Raw genomic sequence first — 22,276 nt, 5'->3', positions numbered from 1 at the left:
TGGGTGAGGACTATTTTAGAGGTCTGAACTTAAAAGAACATGGCAGTAAATAAAAAGAATGCCTTGCTGAAAGGCTTTGTAGGAAAAGTAGGCGGCTACGTTTTAAAGGAGCTACCTAATGGTACTCAGTACATTGCTAAACTTCCTGAGAAGAAGAAGGGCAAAATCCCGAAAAATCAAAAGGCGGAGAACGATGACTTTTCAAATGGGGTGACCTACGCGAAACAGGCAAGGCTTTGCCCTGAAGCGATTGCATATTACACGAAAAAGAGAAAGAAGAAGAACATCTCGGTTTTCCATGCCGCAGTAAGTGACTACCGGGGTAAGCCGCAAATAGTAAAGGTGGAGGTGATCCCTAATGATGAAAGGGTCTGCCTGGATGTGATGGCTGTGGATAATGTGGGGATCACGGAAATAAAGGCTGAATATATGGGTTGTGACGGTAAGCCGCATAGCCTGCTACCTAATGTGGAGAACCGGCCCAACCGGTTTGAGATACCTAAAGAGGCTATCGCCTCGGCAGTGACGATAACGGTGAAGGACCGGCCGGGGAATGTGGATAGTTGTGTGGTAGAGGGGTGGTGAGTGATAGAGGTGGTTGAATGAGAAGTTCTGATAGAAATAGAAATGTATGAGTGATAAAATAGAAATTACGGAAAACGAAAGACATAAATTATGTAAAAAGATAACCGAATGCGGTACATACATTAGTGAATGGCTAACTGGTCAGCCAAATGTGGGCGAAGAGTCTCTTACCGATTGGTTCCTGTATGAATTAGATAAAAGTTCTCCACTCCTTCACTACAAAAAATTTAATAAATATGAAGAATCAAGAAAAGGTGCTGACTGGCTATGGGAGATCGTTCTGTCAAATGAAAGTTCCATAACCTTTTTGGTTCAGGCCAAAAAAGTAAGTGATGACAAAAGCGTTAAGAAAGCATTAGCTTATAAAGTAGGAAAGCACAAGACTCCTCAGATGGAGATATAATTAAGGCACGCACACAGTATTACCGCACTACCTTTTTATTGTTTCTATACCATTGCGCAAACTGAGAACTCCCGATGCAGAGGCAATAAGAAGAAAGAAGGTGTTTTTTGGACTGATGCACATTGGTTAAACCGTTATAATAGCCCACCTCCCTTTAGTGAACTAATGGAACTTACTACGCCGATAGCCTGCCTATTTTGTTGTGACCTGTTTAACATTGCAGACTACCTGGAAATGTACTTTCGCGATTTCCGATTTCGTAGGAATTTGAATAATTACATAAAGCAACCTAGTCAAGAGATTCTGAATGTAATTGAGGTAGGGTTTTCTGAAAGCCTGCTTATCCTTGAAGAACGGTATGCCCGGTACGCAGATGGCATTGTGATTGTGGATTTAAGGGAGACTTGATTTAAAAGGCTAATCTGAGGGTAGAGACCTGTGTAATGCAACTTAGTAGGCACCAGAGACAAAAATTGTCCGGTATTGGTACAGAAAACGATCTATTGGACATTTTTAAATGAAAATTGAAGTACCTGAAGGGTGTCATTATCGGATATTTTTTATAATATTTATCACATAAGTGATCGTTTAATAAGAATAGCATACAAAAATGTCGACCGGTGTCTTATTTTGGAATGTGCACAGGAAGGAGCTTGGCAGGGAAATTGCAACTATTTGCGAGGAAAAGGGCATTGGTATTCTTTGCCTGGCTGAATGTCCTAACCCTAACAACTTGCACGAATCGTGGTTAAATGGCTATAAAAGGATAGAAACGCTTTACGAAATTAACCAAAACCTTTGTATATTCTACAAATTATCTGATTTAGAGCTAGAGCAAAAAGAGGAACATCCTAAGCAAAGGGTTGTCTTACTAAATTTGAATAGGGTTCGTAATGAAAATATTCTCGTAGCGTTTCTTCATTTAAATTCGAAACTCTGGAAACGAGAAAGTGATCTTCGTTTAACTGCTGGAATTGTAAAAAGGTGGCTAGATCAAAGAGAGAAGATATACGGAGGAAAGCTTATGGTAGTTGGAGATTTTAACATGAATCCATTTGACCCGGGGATGATTGCCCCAGACGGGTTTAACGCTGTATTGCATTCTCAAGTGGCAAAAAAACGAGTCAGAAAAATTAGCACTGAGTATTATAGCTACTTTTATAACCCTATGTGGTCCTACTTGGGTGATAGAAACTATCAGGATGGATCGGCCAAGGTGGCCGGAAGTTATTATTATAGCAGAAGCACAGATAGTAATTGTGTGTTCTGGAACATGTTTGATAAGGTGATACTACGCCCGGAATTGACAGATGATTTCAATTTTGAGAGCCTTGACTATATCACACATATTAATGGTGATAACCTTCTTAGAAATGGCAGGCCACATAAATCAAAGTATTCTGATCATCTTCCTTTATACTTTAGAATTTGATAACTATGCAGGACATCCAAAATATACTCCCCAGAAGAAATACATCGAGAATAAAGCGCATTAAAGGAGATGCTGCTGATAGTGTATTAGTAAAGTTTGCTCAAGCTATATCAGATACTTACAGGGACGATATAGACGGAATCGTAGAGGAAATCAGTTACCTGGAGGATAAAAGGGCTGATAGGATCGCCGGTAACTACAAAATAGGGTATGCGCTATTCTTAAAAGCTTTGATAGGTTCAGGGCATTTTGTGCAACTTGTGGAAGTTCATTCAATTCAGAATACGATCTATCCGGTAGAGGTAATGCTGATTGGATATGATAGTGGAGAAAACATGATATGTAACAGCGCAGAGGAGCTGGAGCAATGCGTTATAGACTATATGCAATCAGATTATTTCAATGATCTGATTCAGTTTTTATACGCCCGTATAGAAAGCTACAGGGAACGAAATGCAGATGAAGAGGTAGGCGTATAGCCATTTATGCCGTACCTACGGCACTCCTTTATTTTTATATCTATTTATTCTACAAAGGTTTCGCCCCGATGGGGCTTATAGCTACCGAACTGATATAAAAAGGTGGAAGGTTGTCCTGTTTCAGAAATCCGCCTGGATAACTACTGGCATAATACTACGTAAGTCATTTCAGCTAAAAAACTTCTTCCTAAGCGACTCCACTGTGTGATACTCCCCGTCAAATTTGCGGTGAAGCATTCTATGGCAGTTGGGACATACCAGGCTTAGGTCTTCTATACCGTTTAGCTTTGCGCCTTTATGTATTGGGGTATCATGGTGGCATTCTATAAATGGCTGGCCGTACTTATCTATAAACGAGAACTCGCAGACCTCGCAATGTAGCGTACCATTCTGCAGTGCCTGTGCTTTTTTGGCGTTTACCAGCTTTCTGTTACGTTCCCTGGTTAGGTGCGTCACCAGTTTCACCTTTCCTTCCCTGCTAGGTTCATGTTCTATATCATCAGCATCAGAAGGGGGAGCGTAGGGGTTTGGGTTATTTATGAATGGTCTGAAATAGGGCCTGAATAAGTCCCAGATGGCTAACTGGGCATCCTCTACATCATCAATACTAAATATTTTCTCAGGTTCTTCAGTCCGGCCCCAGGCCCTATTACGCAGGTTAGACTCTACAGGAACACTGCTTTTTAACGGAATATCATGGATATTATTAACTACGGCTATTATCCGTACGCTTCTGCCTTTTTGGTAATTCCCATAACCATCTTTCAATACTTTTCTATCAACAGGAGTTACTAAATGTGTTAAATAGATCGTATTTTCAGATCTACCTTTCTGAAACAGGCAAATGATTTCACCGGGGTCTGCGGCAAGTATATTGCTGTTCAGTTTTTCAGGCCAGTGAAGCGTAAAGACATCAGGGCTTTTCAGGTAGGCATTCCCTGCATCATTGGTTACATTCTTAAGGTATTTTATATCCAGGAAACTAGAATCGGCAATGCCAAGATCAAATTCAGGCTTGGGGATATAAATACCTCCGCTGCCATTTAATGTACGACTGTTAATATCCTTACCGGTAGATGAAGCCAAGCTTTTAAGTTTACGAGTCAGTTCTGGGTAGTGAGGATCACGATTTTCTACTTTATCAAAGAAAGGATTAAGAAATTGCTGGGTGTCTCTACCATCACCCTCTCCACTATAATTATCAATACCCATATTTTTGTACCCTATAAACTTACTGGGGCCAAATAAGTCCAGGTATGGTATATAGTACCAATGAGAAAATTGGCTAAAACGACGGAGGGCAATAGAACCCTCAGTTTGTAAATCTTTATTGAAAGCAATAACATTTGCTACAACCTCTTCAAATTCACTTACTTCTTTTAAATTCATATTGTATAAATGGAAATAAATCAGTTTTTTCGTTAAAAAACAATAAAACAAAGAGGGTATAAGGTCAGTGCCTTTATAACCTTTTGATCTTCAGCTATGGAAGAAAAATTCACCCCGCCTACAGAACCTATCAGTGAAAAGGATTTTTGGGAAGCTCTAGAAGCGGGTAGAAGTATATATAATACGATAATTGATTTTCCGGTTGAGTTTGAGCTAAACGAGAAACTGGTTGCAGTTCGGTTTTTCGGGGTAGTCTTTAAAGAAAAGCTTACTGTAAAAGGCTCGGGAGAAAAGGCAAGTGGGATTTACCTTAGAAATACAGTCTTTGAAAAGGATGTTGTGTTTTTGAGCCTGGATGTCATTAGTATGCAGGCTGTCAATTGTGAATTCAAGCACTATCTCAACCTAAGGGGAGGCGTCTATAGTGAAGATAGTTCTTTAGAAAGGTGCGTGTTAGGAGAACTGTATCTATCAAGTGTAAACTTCCAAACCCTATATATTATTGATGGAAAAATAAATGGCAAGTGTATATTTGATAGATGCGGATTTACAAGATCGTTATTAATTAGAAATACCCAAATTCATTCGTATTTTGAAATACGCAATTATAAACCCCATGCTTTCTGCCAAGATCTGAATATAGATCGATCAGTTTTTAATAGTGGCTTCCAGATATTTGATACTGTGATAGATCAAATGACTATTATTGATTGCGTAATCAAAGGCCAGTCTAAGGTACAGTATATTAAAGGTGCTAATCTATTAAAGATTAGCGGCCTTAAGACGAATGAGCCCTTTAACGTTTACCTCAACGATAATGTAGTTAGAAGCCTTATAGTAGAGCCGGGAAAAGAAGCAGAAGGAAAGCTTGTGGTTTGGAAAGGGAGTATAAACTACCTTTCTCTCCTTGGGGGAAATGAAAGTCTCCATATTACGTTTGATGAGCTTCTCATAAGTAGTTTGAATATCGACAGCTTCATCAATCATTACCGAGTCAATTTTTTGGATTGTGAAGCTAAAAAAGCCACTGAGGTTAAAAATTCGAAGTTTACAATTTCGGAATCGGACCTAGGTAAAACAGCCTTTTACGATTGTGATTTTTTCGCCTTCAGTAAGTTCACAATAAAGTATAGTACCACAGACCAAGTGCTGTTAAGAAACACCAAATTATTTAGTACTCAAAAGCTGATAGAAAGTAATCCTGCTGCTGAGCAGCGTGACGTATACAGCAACTAAAGCACGCCAGCAATAACCAGGGTAATCGTATACAGGCATTGGAATTTCAGGCAAGAGAATTTAAGGCCTACAAAAGGGAGATTAAAGACCGCCGATCCTGGTGGCATGGTGACAGGTGGATTTTACTCCTGAGCCAAACGAATGACTATGGCCTGAACTGGCAAAAGCCCATTTTGCTATCTGCTATATGGACAATTTTTTTATATGTGGCCATAGTACTAAGTTTGGACACCAGCGGCAGCAACTGGTCACTAATTACCCAAAACTGGCAGGCTTTCTGGCAGCTTTTTAACCCTGCCCATCGGCTGGAAAGCCTTTTCCCGGATTATCCTAACTGCCTTACGGGCTGGACGTATTTCTGGGACTTTCTGCACCGCTTGGGGTATGCTTTTCTTATCTATCAGACTATTAGTGCCTTCAGGAAGTTTTTCAAAAATTAGCCTAGGGCTACGCTATTACAACCCGGGGGTCCTTATGCGGGGAAATACTTTCTGCTTTTTTCAGGTGGCATAGCCTCGATATGGTGGCAACTATGGTCACTTCCGGATAAGGTTCAACCCCAGATTAATCAACTTTTTGCCCAGGCTCACTATTGTGAGTTTAGCGAAGCGTAACTTGTACGGAATGGATTGTGATTTCCCATTTTTGTAAGTTTTTACCTTACTGCCTTGGTGTAAGGCAAGCGGCTGGGGTGGGGTAGAATATGAAATAATACTCATAATACTTTACTGCTCTGTTACATACGCTGGCAAGCGCACAGGTCCCCGGGACGGAGCATGTTGCCTATAAGGACAGCTTACCCCTGCGCCCTTGGCTATTACATTTGCTGTCTACATAGGCCGCACCGGGCCGGAATGCATAGCCTTCAAGATAAGGGTAGTAGTACACTGAAATGATTACTCTCTTGCCATTTGCCGCATGTACGACCGGAAGCCGGCCCAGCGGAAGCCGGCCCACCGAGAGTCGGACCACCGGAAGCCGGACCACCGGAAGCCGGACCACCGGAAGCCGGACCACCCCGAAATAAAACACGCCTTCGCGTTTTTACTTCCCCCCTCCTATTACCATAGGAGGGGAATTGGTGCTTAGCTTGATGGCTATGGGCCGGAAGGGGGAATTAGGATGGTGTATTTTCAAAGGTATAGCAGGAAAATTCTCACGGTGGCTGAGATTCACTACCAAACGCAACAAGACACCAGCATGGCGTCTCTACTGGTGCTATATCATCATTCTGAACTTCAATAACTCTATGATTCCACCCGCATGATCTGGCTCATTAGGGTTTGACAGGATGTAACAATTATATTGCGGGCATAACCGGAAAGGAAGCGCATGAGGATATTACATACGGCAGACTGGCACCTGGGTAAGCGGCTGATGGACTACTCGCGGTTGCCGGAGCAGCATGAGGTGATGGCGGAGATCTGTGAGGTGGCGGACCGCGAGGAGGTGGATGCAGTGATCGTGGCAGGTGACTTGTTTGATACGTATAACCCGGGCAATGAGGCGATGGAGCTGCTGTACCGTACGCTGAAGCGCCTGAGCAGGGAGGGCCAGCGGCCGGTGATTGCGATAGCGGGCAATCATGATTCGGCGGACCGGATAGAGGCACCTGACCCGCTGGCGCGGGAGTGTGGTATCCTGTTCGCAGGCTATCCGGGTTCGCATATACCTGCCTTTACGCTGGATACGGGGCTGGAGGTGAGCCACTCGGAGCCGGGCTTTGTGGAGGTTCGTGTGCCGGGCATAGGCTACCCGATGCGGCTCTTGCTGACGCCTTATGCGAATGAGGTAACGATGCGCCGCTACCTGGGTGAAGAGGACCGGGAGGAAGCGCTAAGGCAGGTGCTGGCGGAGCGCTGGCAGCACCTGGCGGATAGATATTGTGATGACCTGGGGGTGAATATGCTGACGGCGCACCTGTATGTGATGAAAAAAGGGGGGGCTGAACCGGAGGAGCCGGACGATGAAAAGCCGATCCTGCATATGGGTGGAGCGCAGGCGATCTATACGGAAAATTTTCCTAAAAACATGCAATATGTGGCGCTGGGCCATCTGCACCGCTACCAGACGGTGGACAAGGAGCCGTGCCCGGTGGTGTATAGCAGCAGCCCGCTGTCCTATAGCTTTAGTGAGGCGGGGCAGCAAAAGTATGTGGCGATAATTGATGTGGAACCGGGTAAGGAGGCGGAGGTGCGCCGGGTAGCGCTGGAAAAGGGCCGCAAGCTGATCCGGAAACGCTTCGAAAGTACGGAGGAGGCGGTGGAATGGCTCACTGCAAACGAGCAAACTTTTGTGGAGCTGACGCTGGTGACGGAGACGTACCTGGCTGCGAAGACGAAAAAGCAGCTATATAATGTGCACGATGGCATTGTGTCGCTGATACCGGAGGTGACGGGTGAGCAGGACCCGATGCAGGCAAGGGGAAAGGTGATGCCGGATATGAACCGGGACATTCGCGACTTGTTTAAGAGCTATTTTGAACATAAAAAAGGCCAGGAGCCTAACGAGGACCTGATGCAGCTATTTAATGAAATACTGGAGGCGCAACGCTCATGATTCCTGTAACGCTGACAATAGAAGGCCTGTACTCTTACCGGGAGCGGCAGACGATAGACTTTGAGACTCTTACGAGCGGGCAGCTTTTTGGCATATTTGGCGGGGTGGGCTCGGGTAAGTCGTCTATACTGGAGGCGATCATGTTTGTGCTGTACGATCGCAGTCCGCGACTGAGTGCGCGGGGTGACAACCGGTACTACAATATGCTGAACCTGCAGAGTGACAGCCTGTACATTGACTTTACTTTTAAAGCGGGTAAGCAAAATGAGAGCCTTTACCGCTTTACGTTTACGGCGCAGCGCAAAAAGAGCGACTATGACACGGTGGAGGTAAAGGAGCGTGGCTACTATATTGATAAGGGAGGTGACTGGCAGCCGCTGCCGGATAAGCTGGATACGGCGGAGGTAGTGGGCATGAGCTATGAGCACTTCATGCAAACGATTATCATTCCCCAGGGGAAGTTCAGGGAGTTTATCGACCAGCCGGCGCGTGACCGCACGAAGATGCTGCAGGAGCTCTTCCGCCTGGATAAGTTTGACCTGGGGGAGCCGGCAAATAAGCTGGTGAGCGGTACGAAGGAGGACTTGCTGGTGCTGAATACGCAACTGGAGGGCTTGGGAGAGGTGAGCGAGGAGCAGTTGGCGGAAGGCCAGCAGGCTATAGCGGAGATGAAAGAAAAGCTGCTGGATGGCCAAAAGGAAACGGTGGACCTGCAGGCACAGCAAAAGGAATGTGAACGGCTGAAGGGGCTTTACGACTCGCTAAAGGCATACCGCAATGAACTGACGATACTGCAGGGGCAGCAGGACAGCTACCAACAGCGCCGCTCCTCGCTGGCGCGGTATGAGCTGGCGGTGGTGGAGTTTCGCGATAAGCTGGAAAGCTACGGGCAGCTACAGCAGGACCTTATAGAACAGAAGGAACAGGTAACAAACCTTATCCAAAGCCTGGAACGACAGAAGGGGGCGCTGGCAGAAGCGGAAAAGGATTATGAAGAGGCAGAAAAGGGGCTTGCGAACCGGGAGCAACTGCGCCAGCAGTTGGAGGACCTGGAGCTGATTATTGACATAGGCGAGGAAAGCAGGAAGGAAAAAGGCCTTAGTGAAAAGCTAAAGGCACAGGATGCGGCATGTGAGAAGATCAGGCACGATCTGGAAGAAGGGAAAACAAGGCTGGGAAAAACGAGGGAGCAACAGGCGGGCCTTGAGGATATGCCTGACCGCGAGGGGGAGATTATAACGGCGCTGAACGCACGGCGTGACATACGCCGGCACCAGGAGCGAACGACCAAGCTTAAGGAGACGGTGGCGGCGGAGCGGCTCCAACTGGAAAAGCAGCAGGGGGAGCTACAGGAGCTTCTGAAAAGCAGCGGGCTGGAAGCAGACTCATCCCTGGCTACAGAGGCTATCGAAGAGCAGATTGCCGAAAGGTTACGGGACGCTGAAAAGGAACAGGCGACGCTGGCGGAAGAAAAGAACAGGCTGCAGGTAAAGCACCGGCTATCTGAGTGGGCGAATGACCTAAAGGAGGGAGACCCCTGCCCGCTGTGTGGAGCCACGCACCACCCGGATGTAGCGGGCTTTGAAGCGGTACATAGCCAACTGAAAGTGCTAAGCAAAAAGGAAGCAGCGGAAAAGGATAAAGCAAGGGTGTGGACGGACCTGAAGGTACAGGTAAGCCGCATAGCAGCGACACTGGAGGGGGCGCAACAAAATGTGCAGAGCCGGGAAAGGGAACTGGCGGAACATGAGAGCCAGCCTTTGCCTGAGGTGGCCCCGGACTATGCTGAAGCGACGGAAGAAACGCTGCAGCAGAGCCTGGAGGCAGCGAAAGCGGCCCGCCAGCACAGGAGTAAGCTGGCAAAACAGCGGGAGGAGCAGGAAGCAACAGTGGAAAAACTGCGGACACTCGCTGAAACGCAGGAGCGTGCCCGGCAGGAAACGCAATCGGAACAGCGGATAGCGGCGGCAGCGGTAGCGGATAAAAAGCAGCGGGTAAAGGTGCTGCCGGTGGAGAAGTTCATGGAAAAACCGGTGGAGGAGTTGCGCCGCAGTGCGGAGCGGGGTCGCCGTAAGATCGCGGACCTGGAGGCCACTTACGAGCAGAAAAAGAAAGCGGCAGAGGAGGCTAAGCAGGCTTATGTACAAACAGAAGCTACGCTGAAGAGCCGCGAGGAGCAAAAGAACCTGACGGCAAAGCGTGCGGAGGATAGAACGGCGGAACTCAATGCGCTGGCTACGCAGCATAACTTTGACTCGCTGCAGGATATAAAAGCGTTGCTAAAAAAGGGGCTGGACATAGCGACGGAAAAGGACGCACTGGCGGCCTATGACAAAAAGCTGCACAGCCTTGGGGAGCAGGTGAAGAAGTGCGAGAGTGACATCGACGGCCAGGCTTATGAAGCGGAACGGCATGAAACCCTGAATAGGCGCCTGGATGAACTGCGGGAGACGACGGGCAACCTGGAAAAGCAACTGGCAGTGGCGGAAAAAGAGCGCCAGCGGATGCTGGAGCAGATGGAAAAGAAGAAGGACTTGCTGGAGAAGAAGGAGGCCCTGGAAGTACGCCTGGGCAACCTCAACGAGATTGCCTACCTCTTCCGGGGCAGTGGCTTCGTGCGCTATGTAAGCAGCATACGCCTGCGGGACCTGTGCCGGGCAGCAAACGAGCGATTCTTTAAGCTTACAAAAAACAACCTGAGCCTGGAGCTGAATGAGCAGAATGACTTCATTGTGCGCGACTACCTGAACAATGGCCGCACACGTCTGCTGAAGACGCTAAGCGGCGGGCAAACTTTTCAGGCAGCGCTTTGCCTGGCGCTGGCGCTGGCGGAAAATATCCGCAGCCTGAACGAGGCGGACCAGAGCTTTTTCTTCCTGGATGAGGGATTCGGCTCGCTGGATAAGGATAGCCTGCGCATTGTATTCGAAACGCTGAAGAGCCTGCGCAAAGAGAACCGCATCGTGGGCATTATCTCACACGTAGAGGAGCTGCAACAGGAGATAGACCTTTACCTGAAGATAGAGAATGATAAGGAGAGGGGCAGTATGATCGGGTATAGCTGGAAGGGTGATTAATGAGGGAATTTTGAATGAGGGAATGAGTGAATAATAGAGTTACAGAGTGTGATTGAGTGGTGAGTTTTTAGTTATGAGGGCTTAGTAACGGAGTAATTGAATTATAGAATAATAGAATTTTTAAGCAGGGTACGGGCCGGAGAGTTGGTGCCTTTTTTAATGAGTGAATAACAGAGTAATTGAATAATAGAGTTATCGAGTGTTGAGTTGAGAGAATGAGCGAAGGGTTGAATTGTTGAATAATTGAGTAATAGGTGGATCTGCTACCTTAGATTGGACAGTGAGTTAAGCACATAAGGCTTACCTTTACAGAATAATGAAGAGATTACGCAGACACTTTGATAAGGAGTTTAAGCAAATGGCTGTAGAGTTGTGCGATGCAGACAAAACAGCCAAAGAAGTAGCCGAAGAATTAGGGATTCGTTCCGAACTGGTCAGGCGCTGGTGCCGTGAGTTCAAACAACATGGAGAATCTAGTTTTTCCGGCCAGGGCAACCCTACTTTAAGTGAAGATGAGAAGGAGATAGTTCGGTTAAAGAAAGAGCTACGGGACGCTCAGTTGGAACGTGATATCTTAAAAAAGGCCATAAGCATTTTCTCCAAGGGAGACAGCAGGTTTACCGATTCATAAAGGCATTTAAGGCTGAATATGCTGTTGAGAAAATGTGTAACGTATTCCAGGTCAGCCGCAGCGGTTATTATGCCTGGTGCAATCGTAAACCGTCGAATCGGGCTAAAGCCAGGAAGGGATTACAACAGGAAATACGTCAGATTTATACCGAGGTAAAAGGAAGGTATGGAAGTCCGAAGATCTGTGCAGAATTACAGAGAAACGGCAGAAAAGCCTCCCGTCCTTTTGTCGCCAGGCTGATGCGAGCTGAAAGGTTGAAATGTATCAGGAGCAAAAAATACAGAGGTTATACAACAGATTCAGATCATCACTACAGTATTCCGGACAATCATTTAAATCGGGATTTTACCGCTGCAAGGCCGGCAGAGAAGTGGGTGTCAGATATAACCTATATCTGGGCGGGCACCAAATGGCTTTATTTGACGACTATCATTGATTTATATGACCGTAAAGTCATTGGATGGTCTTTGAGTACGACATTAAGTGTATCTGAGACGGTGATGAAAGCCTGGCAAATGGCAATTAAGAACAGGCCGATAGAAAAAGAACTGATCTTTCATTCAGACCGGGGGATACAGTACGCCTCCGAGGCATTTACTTACGAACTCAGAAAAAGAAGTGTTATCCAGAGTATGAGCAGAAAGGCCAACTGCTGGGACAATGCGGTAGCTGAAAGCTTCTTTAGAACTCTGAAATCGGAAATGGTATATCACACCCATTTTAACAATATCATGCAGGCTAAAAGAGCTGTTTTTGAGTTTATTGAGGTGTGGTATAACCGAAAGAGGCTACATGCCGCACTAGAGTATAAAACACCTGAAGAATACGGAAATACAAACTTACCTATATGTGCTTAATAGATTGTCCACTTTTTTGTTGCAAGTCCAAGGTTTACAGGGTGATTTTTAGTGGGACTGTTACCATTATGCAGAAATATTAAGCACTAAATCGGCATTCAGATCAGCAGCTAACTGCTTAGCGTGTTTGACTGCTTTATCCTTATTGGCATACTCGAAAGAAAGTACGGGCTCGGATGAATCAGAATAAATAAGGGTTTTAAAATCCGTTACCCTCCCTGAAAGAGTCGGGCTAATCCCATTAGGGGTATTAGTGCTTTTGTAGCTTCGTGAAATTACTTTTACGCATGATATGTCGGGCAGGGCAACCCATTCTCCAAACCTATACCCTCCTATGGATTGGTACTCTTTAAATCTATTATGAGTGAAGTCAATTAGCGTACCGCTGTAAAGAGATACAATAAAGAGGCCTATCACTACAGCGCCTATTCCCACGGCCAGGACCTTTTCCAGGGAGCTATCACTCTTTAAAAATAAAGGACTGGCTAAAGCAAATAAGCCTGCAAGTATCAGAAGTATACCGAGCAAGTGTGGTCCTGATCCCAGGCTTCTTTTCTTAAAGTTGAAATTTGCCATACTAAATCACCTTGTGGTGCATAACAGGCATAATTTCAACAATCAGAATTGCTTCCGGAAGCAGTTTTTGCTGAGCGGTATGATCGAACTCCTACTTCCCCCACGCCCGGTAGCCCAGACTGAAGCCTACATAGTCCTGGTAGTCGTCCCCTACCATATTGAAAGCGGCGGACAGGTCGAAGCGGCCTAGCAGGGCACCGGCACGGATGCCGAAGCCGGTATCGGTTACCCAGCGGCGGGTGTTCTGGTAATTACCTGGATCGCGTATAAGGATCCAGCGGTTGTGGGTGAGTATGACCAGATTAACGCCTGCGTAAAACTGATGCCTGCCGCGATTTTTACCTCTTCGTGGCTGCCCAAAAAGATATTCTGCTTTCAGGTAATTGTTAAGGACATAGTTGGCGCCCTCCCGGCACTCACCGCCACAGCCACCAGGTAGTACAAGTACGCCATACGCAAGCGCAGTAGGCTCAAATCGATACCCAAACCTATAGCGTCCGTTTATCAATATGTCCGGCTCAACGAATACACCGATACCGGTAGTGGTATTGAAGAGGGTGTTGGATTGGTTAAAATTGAGCCCTGCCAATACGCCGATCTCCCGGCTGGGCCTTTCCAGGCCGGATCTCTCCAGGCCGGACCTATCCAGGCGGGACCTCTCCTGCGCGGTGGCTTGTACACTCAGGCAGATTATCATAATTATGAAAGCTATCCTCATTATACAGGTACGTTTACTTTTTGATTGCTTTAGTAACATGACCAGCAAACGGGGCTGATGCCGGCCCTACGGACGTAATAGAATAGCTAAAGAAGGACTGCAGAATTCAAGATAAAATAACATGAAGAAATTACTAAACCCTACCATACATATAAAAAACGGAGCCACCTGAGTAGCCCCGTTTATACCTATGCAGACTATTCGTACTATAAACAGGGTCCTGGGCACAGGCTGTCCACCTGAAGCTCCTGCCCCCCAATCATGAATTCCTTCACGGGACCATCTATACATAATCTGATAGGGTTTCCATTACTATCATATACAATATTGATCGTAGTACCTCCTAGTTGTTGTCCGTCGATAGATGAGAACTGACTGAAATTGATAAAATCACCATTTACTTCGAGGTTCTCATTGCCTCCGAAGTCGGCCACATCGATACACAGTCCGTCTACCGTACAGGGAAGATTAAAGTAGGCATTGATATTATTAAGTTGCATCACCTGGCCGCTCATATGGGGTGCAGCAGGGGTCTGCATGGTAGCCTGGCCTTTTGCATACACCGTTCCGTTACTAAACTCAAACTTATCGAACGCTACTGCTCCTTCGCACTCCTCCAGGGCAAAGCCATCTCCCACCTTATAAGGACCGTAGTCCTGACGGTCGAAACTTTCACGACATGTGCATTCATCCTCCATACAAGGCCCAAGGCAAAGATCATCGATAAAAAGCTCCTGGCCGCCCAGGGCAAATTCATATATGGCTCCAGTGAGACAAAGCACAGCGGGGTCACCACTGCTATCATAGGTAATGGTTACCTGCGTATTGCCGATAACCTGCCCGTCTACATTATTAAAGTCGGGGACGTTTACAAAGTCACCATTGATTCTCAGGTTAATATTTCCTCCGTAATCCGCTACTTTGATGCACAAGCCATCTACTGTACAAGGCAGATTAAAGTGCAGGGTGGTATTGCCGGTAAACATGGCACGGCCACTCATATTGACAGGGGCTGCATTCCATGTTTGTGCCAGCCCGCCACTGGTCCAGCTTCCGTCGGTAAACTGAAAGTGTTTTACAGAGATAGCTTCAAGACAGGAAAGGCCTGTAATCGTATCGCCTGCTGACCACTTTGAAAATGGCAGGTTATCGAAGGTTTCAAGGCAGGTGCATTCTTCCGGGTCAAAAATTTCCTGTATTTCATCCGGCAAACTGCCTCCACCTGATTGTTCCACCTCTTCTTTGTTACAGCTTTGGACAATTGCCAAAATAGAAATAAGCAAGAAGACAATTATTCTTAAATACTTCATGGTCAATTGATTTGGGGTTTTTTCCCTTTATCGGAAAACATAGGTTAGGTAACCGAAAAATGACTATAAATGGCCATAAAAAGCCCCGGCGTCATTTACCATAAGCCAACCTCCTCTCCGGCCATTTAAACCCCGCCGGGACCACTCCGTAAACAGGAAGACACTATCAATATTTTTTAGAAATGGATTTACAGCTAACTGGTAAAACCGCCTTCGTGAGCGGATCTACGGCAGGTATAGGGTACGCTATCGCAAAAAGACTCCTGATAGAAGGAGCTGAAGTAGTTATTAATGGCCGCTCCCAGGAAAGCGTAGATGAGGCCATAGAGAAGTTGAAAAGGGAGGTGGCTAAAGCGCAGATTTCTGGTATTCCTGCTGATTTCTCTAATGCGGTACAGGTAGGCGGGCTAATTGAGCGGCTTCCTGATATTGATATCCTGGTGAATAATGCAGGTATTTTTCAGCCGAAAGACTTTGCCGATATCCCTGATGAGGATTGGTACAGGTTTTTTGACGTAAATGTAATGAGCGGTATCAGGCTTTGCCGGGCTGTATTCCCTAAGATGCTGGAGCGAAATGAAGGGCGCATCATTTTTATCAGTAGCGAATCAGGCATTGCTATAGCCGAAGAAATGATACACTATAGCATGACCAAGACTGCACAATTGGCGATTAGCCGCGGACTTGCACAGCTAGCCAAGGGCACGAACATTACCGTAAACTCGGTGTTGCCCGGCCCTACCCGGTCTCGTGGAGTGAAGAAGTTTATTGAAGAAGTAGCCGAGTCACAGGATATGTCAGTAGAAGAGGCTGAACAAGACTTCTTTACTACTAACCGCCCTAACTCTCTGCTGCAGCGCTTTATAGAGGTAGATGAAATTGCTAATACAGTGGCCTATTTTGCCAGTCCGCTTTCTGCGGCTACTAACGGCGCTGCCATAAAAGCCGAAGGCGGAATAGTGACGTCAATTATCTGAGGTAAGATACAAGGATATGCCCCGGCAAAACCGGGTGACGGGCATTTGAAACAGAAGCCCCTGCTTTATTAACAGGGGCTTTATTAATTAATGGTGGTTGCACATACACTGTGTGTAGTAGTTGAACGTAACGCACCAGGCTGACTCTCCACCTTTTACTTCATTCTTCTGCTCTGGCTGCACGTCACATACAAAGCTTTCAACTTTAAGTTTCTCGATGTTCAATTTCTTTTTCATAATTGATAATAATTAAAAAAGCCCCCTACTCTATTACTGGATTTTCAGGTCCCTCCATAAGTCAACCCCCAATTTACTAGTGTCAATTTGTTTTCATAATTATTCCACTGAAAATTAATCATTGATCCGCCTGTTCTCATCAGCGCACTAACAGATTGAAATTCTCAGCATTTGGCCTTATTTTTGACATAGACCCAAATACGATGATGGTATATCTGAGACGTTTTCTCTCGCTGCTGCTGATCAGCGTTGCTTGCCTGGCATTTTCTGCCGCCGTGCCGGCAGAAAAGCCTGCCGGAGAGGTATATGTGTTCCTGTTTTCAGAATGCCCCATCAGCCAGAAGTATATTCCTAAACTAAATAGGCTGAATGAAAAATATCCGCAAATACACTTTACGGGCATTTTCACGGGTTGGGATGAGCCAGCAGATATAGAAGCCTTTAAGGAAAAGTATGGTGTGGAGTTTGAGACTATGCGGGATGAAGGCAACAAAATGGTCGAAATGCTGGACGCCACTACTACGCCGGAAGTATTCCTTTTTGATAATGAGATGACTGCCCTTTATCGTGGCAAAATAGATAACTGGTATTATGCGCTGGGCAAGTACCGCAACCATACCACCCGCCACTATCTGGACGAGGCTATTTCGGCTTACCTTAACGGAGAGATCATTGAAACGGTACGCACCCAACCGGTAGGGTGCCTTATCGAACGGAACAGCGTATGCAAATAAAGATCAGTGGCATCCTTACATGCCTTACGCTACTCACGGCCAGCCTTTCCGCAGTCGCACAGGAAGAGGCCCTTACTTACCATAAGGACATCGAGCCTATTATTATTAAAAATTGTGTACCCTGCCACCGCCAGGGTCAGGCGGCCCCCTTTCCTCTTACCAGCTTTCAGGATGTGATCAAGCGGGCAGACTTTATCAAGCATGCGGTGGAGACCCGCTATATGCCGCCCTGGTTTGCAGACCCGGAGTTTCGTTCGTTTAAAAATGAGCGCATCCTGAACCAGGAAGATATTGATAAGATAAGTGCCTGGGTGGCCCAGGGCAAAAAACGCGGTACGCCTGTAGACCGGCCTGCATTGGATAACCTGGCCGAAAGTTACCCGGAGCCGGATCTGGTAGTGCCTATGAACAAACCCTTCACTATCCCAGGCGATAATCAGGAGCACTTTCGCGTTTTTGTTATGCCTACAGACCTGGAGAAAGAGGTATATGTAAAGGGCATAGACTACCTGCCCGGCAACCGCCGCTATACCCATCACTCACGAATGATGATCGATACGACCAATACCATTCGGGAAGATGACGGCATAGAAATAGGAGAAGAAAGCGTATTTGAGAATAGCACCATTACCCTCTACGACTACTTCTATCATGGTTGGGTACCGGGCAACTTCCCTGTGATGTACCCTGAAGGTATAGCCAAAAAGTTACCGGCCGGCAGTGACCTGGTGATGAACGTACACTACTCTCCCACCCCGGTGGATGAGACTGATAATGCCCGGGTGGCATTTTATCTCTCAGATGAAAAACCTGAGCGGTTTGCCAAAACCTATATTCTCAAAGAATCTGATATTACAAATGGGCCCCTGATAATACCGGCGGGAAGTAAACAAACATTCTATATGCGGTCTCCGGTGATCAGAAAAGACATAAGTTTAATCAACCTGCTACCTCATATGCACCTGCTGGGTAAGTCCTTCAGAGCCTTTGCCATCACACCGGATTCTGAAGTGATCCCATTACTAAAAATAGATGACTGGGACTTTAACTGGCAAATGACCTACCAGTTTCACAAGATGCTGCGCATACCAAAAGGTTCGGTGATCTATGCCGAAGCCACATTTGATAATACGGAAGAAAACCCTCGTAACCCTAGCTACCCCCCCGTGGATGTAGGTTATGGATGGGGTACTAAAGACGAAATGTTTGAGCTAATCATGCAATATGTACCCTACCAGGAAGGGGACGAAGACATAGAGCTATAGGAAACAAAGAAGCCTGAGCACCGTAATTACTTTATCCTCCGGGAAAACTTTTTAATAAACCCACCCATACTATGCAAACCAAGATCGCTCAGGGTGGTTTTTAGCTACATGCTCATGAACTTTACGTACCGATTGATTTTTACCCTGGCACTGTCAGGCCTCATGCTATTAGCCGGATTACGGCAGACCAAAGCTCAAAACAGCACGGATAGCCTCACTTTTAGTTTATTCCTGATCGGCGATACGGGAGCCCCCACCTTACCAGGAGCCAGAGAAAACCTGGAAAAATTGCGCGGCCAGCTACTCCAATCCGGTAAGCACAGCGCGGTTGTTTACCTTGGAGACAACATTTACCCCTATGGCCTTCCGGATGAAAATGACCCTCTCTATGAGATAGAATCACAAAAGATCACCTTGCAGTTAGACCTGCTCGAAGGGTATGCCGGCCAAATCTACTTTATCCCCGGTAACCATGATTGGCGACAGGGTAAGGAAAATGGCCTGAACCGCGTAAGAAACCAGGAACGCCTGGTAGAGTCTTATCTGGAAAATGAAGAGGCCTTTATCCCTAATGATGGCTGCCCCGGTCCGATAGTGAAATACCTCTCTGAAAACATAGTACTTATCGTAGTAGATACGCAGTACTTTCTACATAAAAACACAGTACCCACCAAAGAGGATGGCTGTGAATACACAGATCTGGATGAGGTTCTGACACAGGTACAGGACATACTGGAGCGTAACCAGGATAAGAAAGTAGTACTGGCCACCCACCACCCGTTTTTCAGTGCCGGACCACACGGTGGACATACCACATGGAAGCAACACATATTTCCTCTGACCGACCTGGATGATAACCTCTACATCCCCCTCCCTCTTATAGGCTCAATATATCCCCTGTACCGTAGTTTGCTGGGTGACATTCAGGACATGCCTAACCCGCGCTATTCACAGGTACGCAATGCGTTTGTAAGCTTACTTAACAGCTATCCGAACACTATACATGCGGCAGGCCATGAGCATATGCTGCAGTACTACCTGGAAGATAGCGTGCACTACATTGTAAGCGGGTCTGGCGCTAAGACCGCTACAGTGATGCGCGAAGGGGGAAAATTTCTGGCTAATCAAAATGGTTTTGCCAGGCTGGATTTCTTCGGAAATGGTGATGTAAAACTTGAGTTCCACAGCATTAATAACGAAAAGGCCATTTATGACGAAATCATATTTAATAAGGCGATAGACACATCGGCAGCAGCCGACCTTTCCGAGGGTTCCAGAAACCTGGACTACTCTGACAGTACGGTCATAGTAGCCGCCAGCGGGCAATACGCAGCCAATAGTTTCAGAAAGTGGCTCATGGGCGATAACTACCGGAAGGAGTGGCAACAGCCTGTAAAAGTCCCGGTATTTGATATCTCCAAGGAAAAAGGTGGCCTGGAAATAGTAAAGCGTGGTGGTGGGCAGCAAACCAAGAGTCTGCGGCTGGAAGCTGATGATGAAAAACAGTATGTACTCCGCAGCATAGAAAAATACCCTGAGAATGCTATACCTGCCCCCTTACGAAAGACCTTTGCCGCCGATATCGTACAGGACCAGATCAGCGCCTCTCACCCCTACGGAGCCATAGTGCTGCCTCCGCTAGCTGATGCAGCAGGGGTGTTGCACACCAACCCCAGTGTGGTTTTTCTTCCCGATGATCCACTCTTAGGGCCTTACCGTAAAGATTTTGCAAACACCCTGGTACTTTATGAAGAGCGGCCCGATGAAGACTGGTCGGACCAGGCAAGTTTCGGATATAGCGAAGAGCTGCTAAGTACCCGTTCTGTAATAGAGGACCTGAAAGACGATAGCGATAATTATGTAGTGCAGGATGAAGTACTCAGAGCCCGCCTCTTTGATATGATCATAGGAGACTGGGACCGGCACGATGACCAGTGGCGATGGGCAGAGTATGACAATGATGGTAAAGGAAAACACTACATACCTGTTCCCCGAGATCGAGACCAGGTATTTTTTGTAAATGAGGGGTTTATACCTAAGCTGGCCAGCCGTAAATGGGCAATGCCTAAAATAGAAGGCTTTGACTACGAGATGCGCTACCCTCCGGGGTTTATGTATAATGCCCGCTACTTTGATCGTACCTTTCTAAACCAATTGGAGAAAGAAGACTGGGTCGCTATATCTGACACCTTGCAGCGCCGCCTTACTGATGAGTCTATTGAACAGGCTATTAAGTCCTGGCCAAAAGAAATCTATGAGCTTTCCGGTGAGGAAATAGTAGCTAAGCTCAAAAGCCGTAGAGATAATCTAAAAGGTAATGCCCTTGAGCATTATTCTTTTCTCGCCAAAGGAGTAGACATACCCGGTAGCGATAAGCATGAGCACTATATGGTGGATCGCCTGGATGACGACCGTACCAGAGTCAGAATATACAAACGAAAAAAAGACGAAGGCACTACCGATAAGCTTCTGTATGACCGTACGTTTTTTACTGATGAAACAGATGAGATCAGGCTCTTTGGACTGGAAGGCGAAGACCGCTTCGATATAAAAGGAGATGCAAAAGATGGCATTCTGATTCGGGTAATAGGCGGTGCCGATACAGATACCGTGATAGTGGATAGCAATGTTCGCGGGTGGGTTCGCAAAACCAAGGTGTATGATACCAACGAGGACAATTACATCGTAAAGAACAGTGATACCAAGGACCGCACGAGTGATCGTCTCGACGTAAATGCGTACGACCGCAAGGCGTTTCGCTATGACCAGCTCATACCACTTGTTTCCATAGAGTATAACCCTGACGATGGGATATTTCTGGGTGGGGGAGCGATGTATACGAAACATGGTTTCAGACGAGAGCCCTACGCCAGCAGAAATAAATTTACGACAAACTATGCGCTTAATACCGGGTCGTTCAACATCCGGTACAAAGGTGAGTTCAACCAAACCGTCGCGTCGTTAGACCTTGTGGCCAGGGCCAATATCCGTGCTCCGAGATTTGTTAACAACTTTTTTGGCTTAGGCAACGAGGCGGTAAATGAAGAAGACGCAAATGGCATAAACTATTACCGTGTCCGCTACGAGTGGTGGGATATCGGCGTGGAACTCCGCAAGCGCTTCGGCTTTAGCGAAATTAGTGCCGGTCCTATGTATGAAGGCATAGAGCTGGAAAATACAGGAGGTCGCTTTATTGCAGAAATGGCCGAGAACGATGAACTCGAGCCCAGCCTTTTTAGTAACCGGAACTATGGAGGTATTAGTGGCCACTACGAACTGGATTTGCGTGATGATGAAATAATCCCTAAAAGAGGCATCTATTTCAATATTGAGGGCCGGGCCATGACAGGTATCAATGACCTTAGTAATGATTATGGCGTGTTACAAGGTGATCTCAGGTTCTACAACACCTTCCGCAAGCCATTCCCATTTACCTTTGCCACACGCTTTGGCGGTGGGGTGACCCTGGGTGATTTCCCGTTTTTCCAGGCACAAAAACTGGGCGGTACGGAAAATCTACGTGGCTACCGGATGACCCGCTTTTACGGAGGTTCCATGGCATATAATAATACGGAGGTTCGTATTCACCTGCTGAATTTTCAAACCTACCTTTTCCCGGGTCAGCTAGGCATACTCGCCTTTCATGATGTAGGCCGTGTCTGGTTCGACGGTGAATCTTCAGACAAGTGGCATACAGGATACGGAGGAGGTATATTCGTCTCTCCGATAGGCCAGGTGGTCATTTCAGCCATGATAGGTGCCTCAGAGGAGGATGTATTGCCTTTAGTGAAATTTGGCTTCCAGTTCTAGA

Annotated in this window: 18 protein-coding genes; 13 read left to right on the top strand and 5 right to left on the bottom strand. The window is 46.6% G+C overall.

Annotated features, from left to right (window positions below):
* Positions 1–39: 39 nt before the first annotated feature.
* From AB9P05_RS10180 to AB9P05_RS10165, 4 genes are all read left to right on the top strand, one after another.
* Positions 40–585 carry a hypothetical protein gene (locus AB9P05_RS10180; protein ID WP_371908720.1) on the top strand — a complete coding sequence of 182 codons (546 nt, stop codon included), beginning with the start codon at positions 40–42 and terminating at the stop codon, positions 583–585.
* Positions 586–631: 46 nt separating this feature from the next.
* Complete coding sequence (locus AB9P05_RS10175; RefSeq protein ID WP_371908719.1) at positions 632–988, top strand: hypothetical protein; 357 nt, start codon at positions 632–634, stop codon at positions 986–988.
* Between the two features lie 610 nt (positions 989–1,598).
* Positions 1,599–2,420 carry a hypothetical protein gene (locus tag AB9P05_RS10170; RefSeq protein WP_371908718.1) on the top strand — a complete coding sequence of 274 codons (822 nt, stop codon included), beginning with the start codon at positions 1,599–1,601 and terminating at the stop codon, positions 2,418–2,420.
* A 5-nt stretch (positions 2,421–2,425) separates the two neighbouring features.
* Positions 2,426–2,899, top strand: a complete 474-nt coding sequence (locus tag AB9P05_RS10165) for a hypothetical protein (protein ID WP_371908717.1) — start codon at positions 2,426–2,428, stop codon at positions 2,897–2,899.
* Positions 2,900–3,067: 168 nt separating this feature from the next.
* On the opposite strand, the gene AB9P05_RS10160 is transcribed toward AB9P05_RS10165, so the two are convergent.
* Positions 3,068–4,288 (bottom strand): HNH endonuclease, encoded by a 1,221-nt coding sequence (locus AB9P05_RS10160; protein ID WP_371908716.1) that lies wholly within the window; start codon positions 4,286–4,288, stop codon positions 3,068–3,070.
* Between the two features lie 96 nt (positions 4,289–4,384).
* Between AB9P05_RS10160 and AB9P05_RS10155 the strand changes: the two genes are divergently transcribed.
* From AB9P05_RS10155 to AB9P05_RS10135, 5 genes are all read left to right on the top strand, one after another.
* The gene (locus tag AB9P05_RS10155; protein ID WP_371908715.1) at positions 4,385–5,524 is read left to right on the top strand and encodes a hypothetical protein; all 1,140 of its coding nucleotides are present in this window, start codon (positions 4,385–4,387) and stop codon (positions 5,522–5,524) included.
* Positions 5,525–5,562: 38 nt separating this feature from the next.
* Complete coding sequence (locus AB9P05_RS10150; protein ID WP_371908714.1) at positions 5,563–5,964, top strand: hypothetical protein; 402 nt, start codon at positions 5,563–5,565, stop codon at positions 5,962–5,964.
* Positions 5,965–6,856: 892 nt separating this feature from the next.
* Positions 6,857–8,083 (top strand): exonuclease SbcCD subunit D, encoded by a 1,227-nt coding sequence (locus AB9P05_RS10145; protein WP_371908713.1) that lies wholly within the window; start codon positions 6,857–6,859, stop codon positions 8,081–8,083.
* Positions 8,080–11,160 (top strand): SbcC/MukB-like Walker B domain-containing protein, encoded by a 3,081-nt coding sequence (locus tag AB9P05_RS10140; RefSeq protein WP_371908712.1) that lies wholly within the window; start codon positions 8,080–8,082, stop codon positions 11,158–11,160. The genes AB9P05_RS10145 and AB9P05_RS10140 overlap by 4 nt, the downstream gene beginning before the upstream one ends.
* A gap of 316 nt (positions 11,161–11,476) precedes the next feature.
* Positions 11,477–12,648 (top strand): IS3 family transposase gene (locus AB9P05_RS10135; RefSeq protein ID WP_371908711.1). Its coding sequence is split into 2 segments (ribosomal slippage): positions 11,477–11,732 and positions 11,732–12,648, totalling 1,173 coding nucleotides; the frame shifts between segments, so codons are not numbered across the junction.
* A gap of 66 nt (positions 12,649–12,714) precedes the next feature.
* Here the strand turns inward: AB9P05_RS10135 and AB9P05_RS10130 are convergent.
* From AB9P05_RS10130 to AB9P05_RS10120, 3 genes are all read right to left on the bottom strand, one after another.
* Positions 12,715–13,224 (bottom strand): hypothetical protein, encoded by a 510-nt coding sequence (locus tag AB9P05_RS10130; RefSeq protein WP_371908710.1) that lies wholly within the window; start codon positions 13,222–13,224, stop codon positions 12,715–12,717.
* Positions 13,225–13,315: 91 nt separating this feature from the next.
* Positions 13,316–13,942, bottom strand: a complete 627-nt coding sequence (locus AB9P05_RS10125) for a hypothetical protein (RefSeq protein ID WP_371908709.1) — start codon at positions 13,940–13,942, stop codon at positions 13,316–13,318.
* A gap of 206 nt (positions 13,943–14,148) precedes the next feature.
* Entirely contained in the window at positions 14,149–15,252 is a 1,104-nt protein-coding gene (locus AB9P05_RS10120) for a hypothetical protein (protein WP_371908708.1), read from the bottom strand.
* A gap of 182 nt (positions 15,253–15,434) precedes the next feature.
* Between AB9P05_RS10120 and AB9P05_RS10115 the strand changes: the two genes are divergently transcribed.
* Positions 15,435–16,229 carry an SDR family NAD(P)-dependent oxidoreductase gene (locus tag AB9P05_RS10115; RefSeq protein WP_371908707.1) on the top strand — a complete coding sequence of 265 codons (795 nt, stop codon included), beginning with the start codon at positions 15,435–15,437 and terminating at the stop codon, positions 16,227–16,229.
* A gap of 87 nt (positions 16,230–16,316) precedes the next feature.
* On the opposite strand, the gene AB9P05_RS10110 is transcribed toward AB9P05_RS10115, so the two are convergent.
* Positions 16,317–16,466, bottom strand: a complete 150-nt coding sequence (locus AB9P05_RS10110; RefSeq protein WP_371908706.1) for a pinensin family lanthipeptide — start codon at positions 16,464–16,466, stop codon at positions 16,317–16,319.
* A gap of 155 nt (positions 16,467–16,621) precedes the next feature.
* On the opposite strand from AB9P05_RS10110, the gene AB9P05_RS10105 reads away from it, so the two are divergent.
* From AB9P05_RS10105 to AB9P05_RS10095, 3 genes are all read left to right on the top strand, one after another.
* Positions 16,622–17,200: a redoxin domain-containing protein gene (locus AB9P05_RS10105; RefSeq protein ID WP_371908705.1), complete on the top strand. Its 579-nt coding sequence runs from the start codon at positions 16,622–16,624 to the stop codon at positions 17,198–17,200.
* Positions 17,191–18,465, top strand: a complete 1,275-nt coding sequence (locus AB9P05_RS10100; RefSeq protein WP_371908704.1) for a hypothetical protein — start codon at positions 17,191–17,193, stop codon at positions 18,463–18,465. The genes AB9P05_RS10105 and AB9P05_RS10100 overlap by 10 nt, the downstream gene beginning before the upstream one ends.
* 114 nt (positions 18,466–18,579) lie before the next feature.
* The gene (locus tag AB9P05_RS10095; RefSeq protein WP_371908703.1) at positions 18,580–22,275 is read left to right on the top strand and encodes a BamA/TamA family outer membrane protein; all 3,696 of its coding nucleotides are present in this window, start codon (positions 18,580–18,582) and stop codon (positions 22,273–22,275) included.
* Position 22,276: the final 1 nt, after the last annotated feature.

The sequence above is a fragment of the Roseivirga sp. BDSF3-8 genome (genome assembly GCF_041449215.1).
GTDB lineage: Bacteria > Bacteroidota > Bacteroidia > Cytophagales > Cyclobacteriaceae > JBGNFV01.
Note: the sequence above shows the minus strand (reverse complement) of the source record. Positions and strands in the feature narration are given on the sequence as shown.

Coding starts and splice junctions, on each gene's coding strand:
- AB9P05_RS10180 (WP_371908720.1), top strand. CDS start 40: ATGGCAGTAAATAAAAAGAATGCCTTGCTGAAAGGCTTTGTAGGAAAA.
- AB9P05_RS10175 (WP_371908719.1), top strand. CDS start 632: ATGAGTGATAAAATAGAAATTACGGAAAACGAAAGACATAAATTATGT.
- AB9P05_RS10170 (WP_371908718.1), top strand. CDS start 1,599: ATGTCGACCGGTGTCTTATTTTGGAATGTGCACAGGAAGGAGCTTGGC.
- AB9P05_RS10165 (WP_371908717.1), top strand. CDS start 2,426: ATGCAGGACATCCAAAATATACTCCCCAGAAGAAATACATCGAGAATA.
- AB9P05_RS10160 (WP_371908716.1), bottom strand. CDS start 4,288: ATGAATTTAAAAGAAGTAAGTGAATTTGAAGAGGTTGTAGCAAATGTT.
- AB9P05_RS10155 (WP_371908715.1), top strand. CDS start 4,385: ATGGAAGAAAAATTCACCCCGCCTACAGAACCTATCAGTGAAAAGGAT.
- AB9P05_RS10145 (WP_371908713.1), top strand. CDS start 6,857: ATGAGGATATTACATACGGCAGACTGGCACCTGGGTAAGCGGCTGATG.
- AB9P05_RS10140 (WP_371908712.1), top strand. CDS start 8,080: ATGATTCCTGTAACGCTGACAATAGAAGGCCTGTACTCTTACCGGGAG.
- AB9P05_RS10130 (WP_371908710.1), bottom strand. CDS start 13,224: ATGGCAAATTTCAACTTTAAGAAAAGAAGCCTGGGATCAGGACCACAC.
- AB9P05_RS10125 (WP_371908709.1), bottom strand. CDS start 13,942: ATGAGGATAGCTTTCATAATTATGATAATCTGCCTGAGTGTACAAGCC.
- AB9P05_RS10120 (WP_371908708.1), bottom strand. CDS start 15,252: ATGAAGTATTTAAGAATAATTGTCTTCTTGCTTATTTCTATTTTGGCA.
- AB9P05_RS10115 (WP_371908707.1), top strand. CDS start 15,435: ATGGATTTACAGCTAACTGGTAAAACCGCCTTCGTGAGCGGATCTACG.
- AB9P05_RS10110 (WP_371908706.1), bottom strand. CDS start 16,466: ATGAAAAAGAAATTGAACATCGAGAAACTTAAAGTTGAAAGCTTTGTA.
- AB9P05_RS10100 (WP_371908704.1), top strand. CDS start 17,191: ATGCAAATAAAGATCAGTGGCATCCTTACATGCCTTACGCTACTCACG.
- AB9P05_RS10095 (WP_371908703.1), top strand. CDS start 18,580: ATGAACTTTACGTACCGATTGATTTTTACCCTGGCACTGTCAGGCCTC.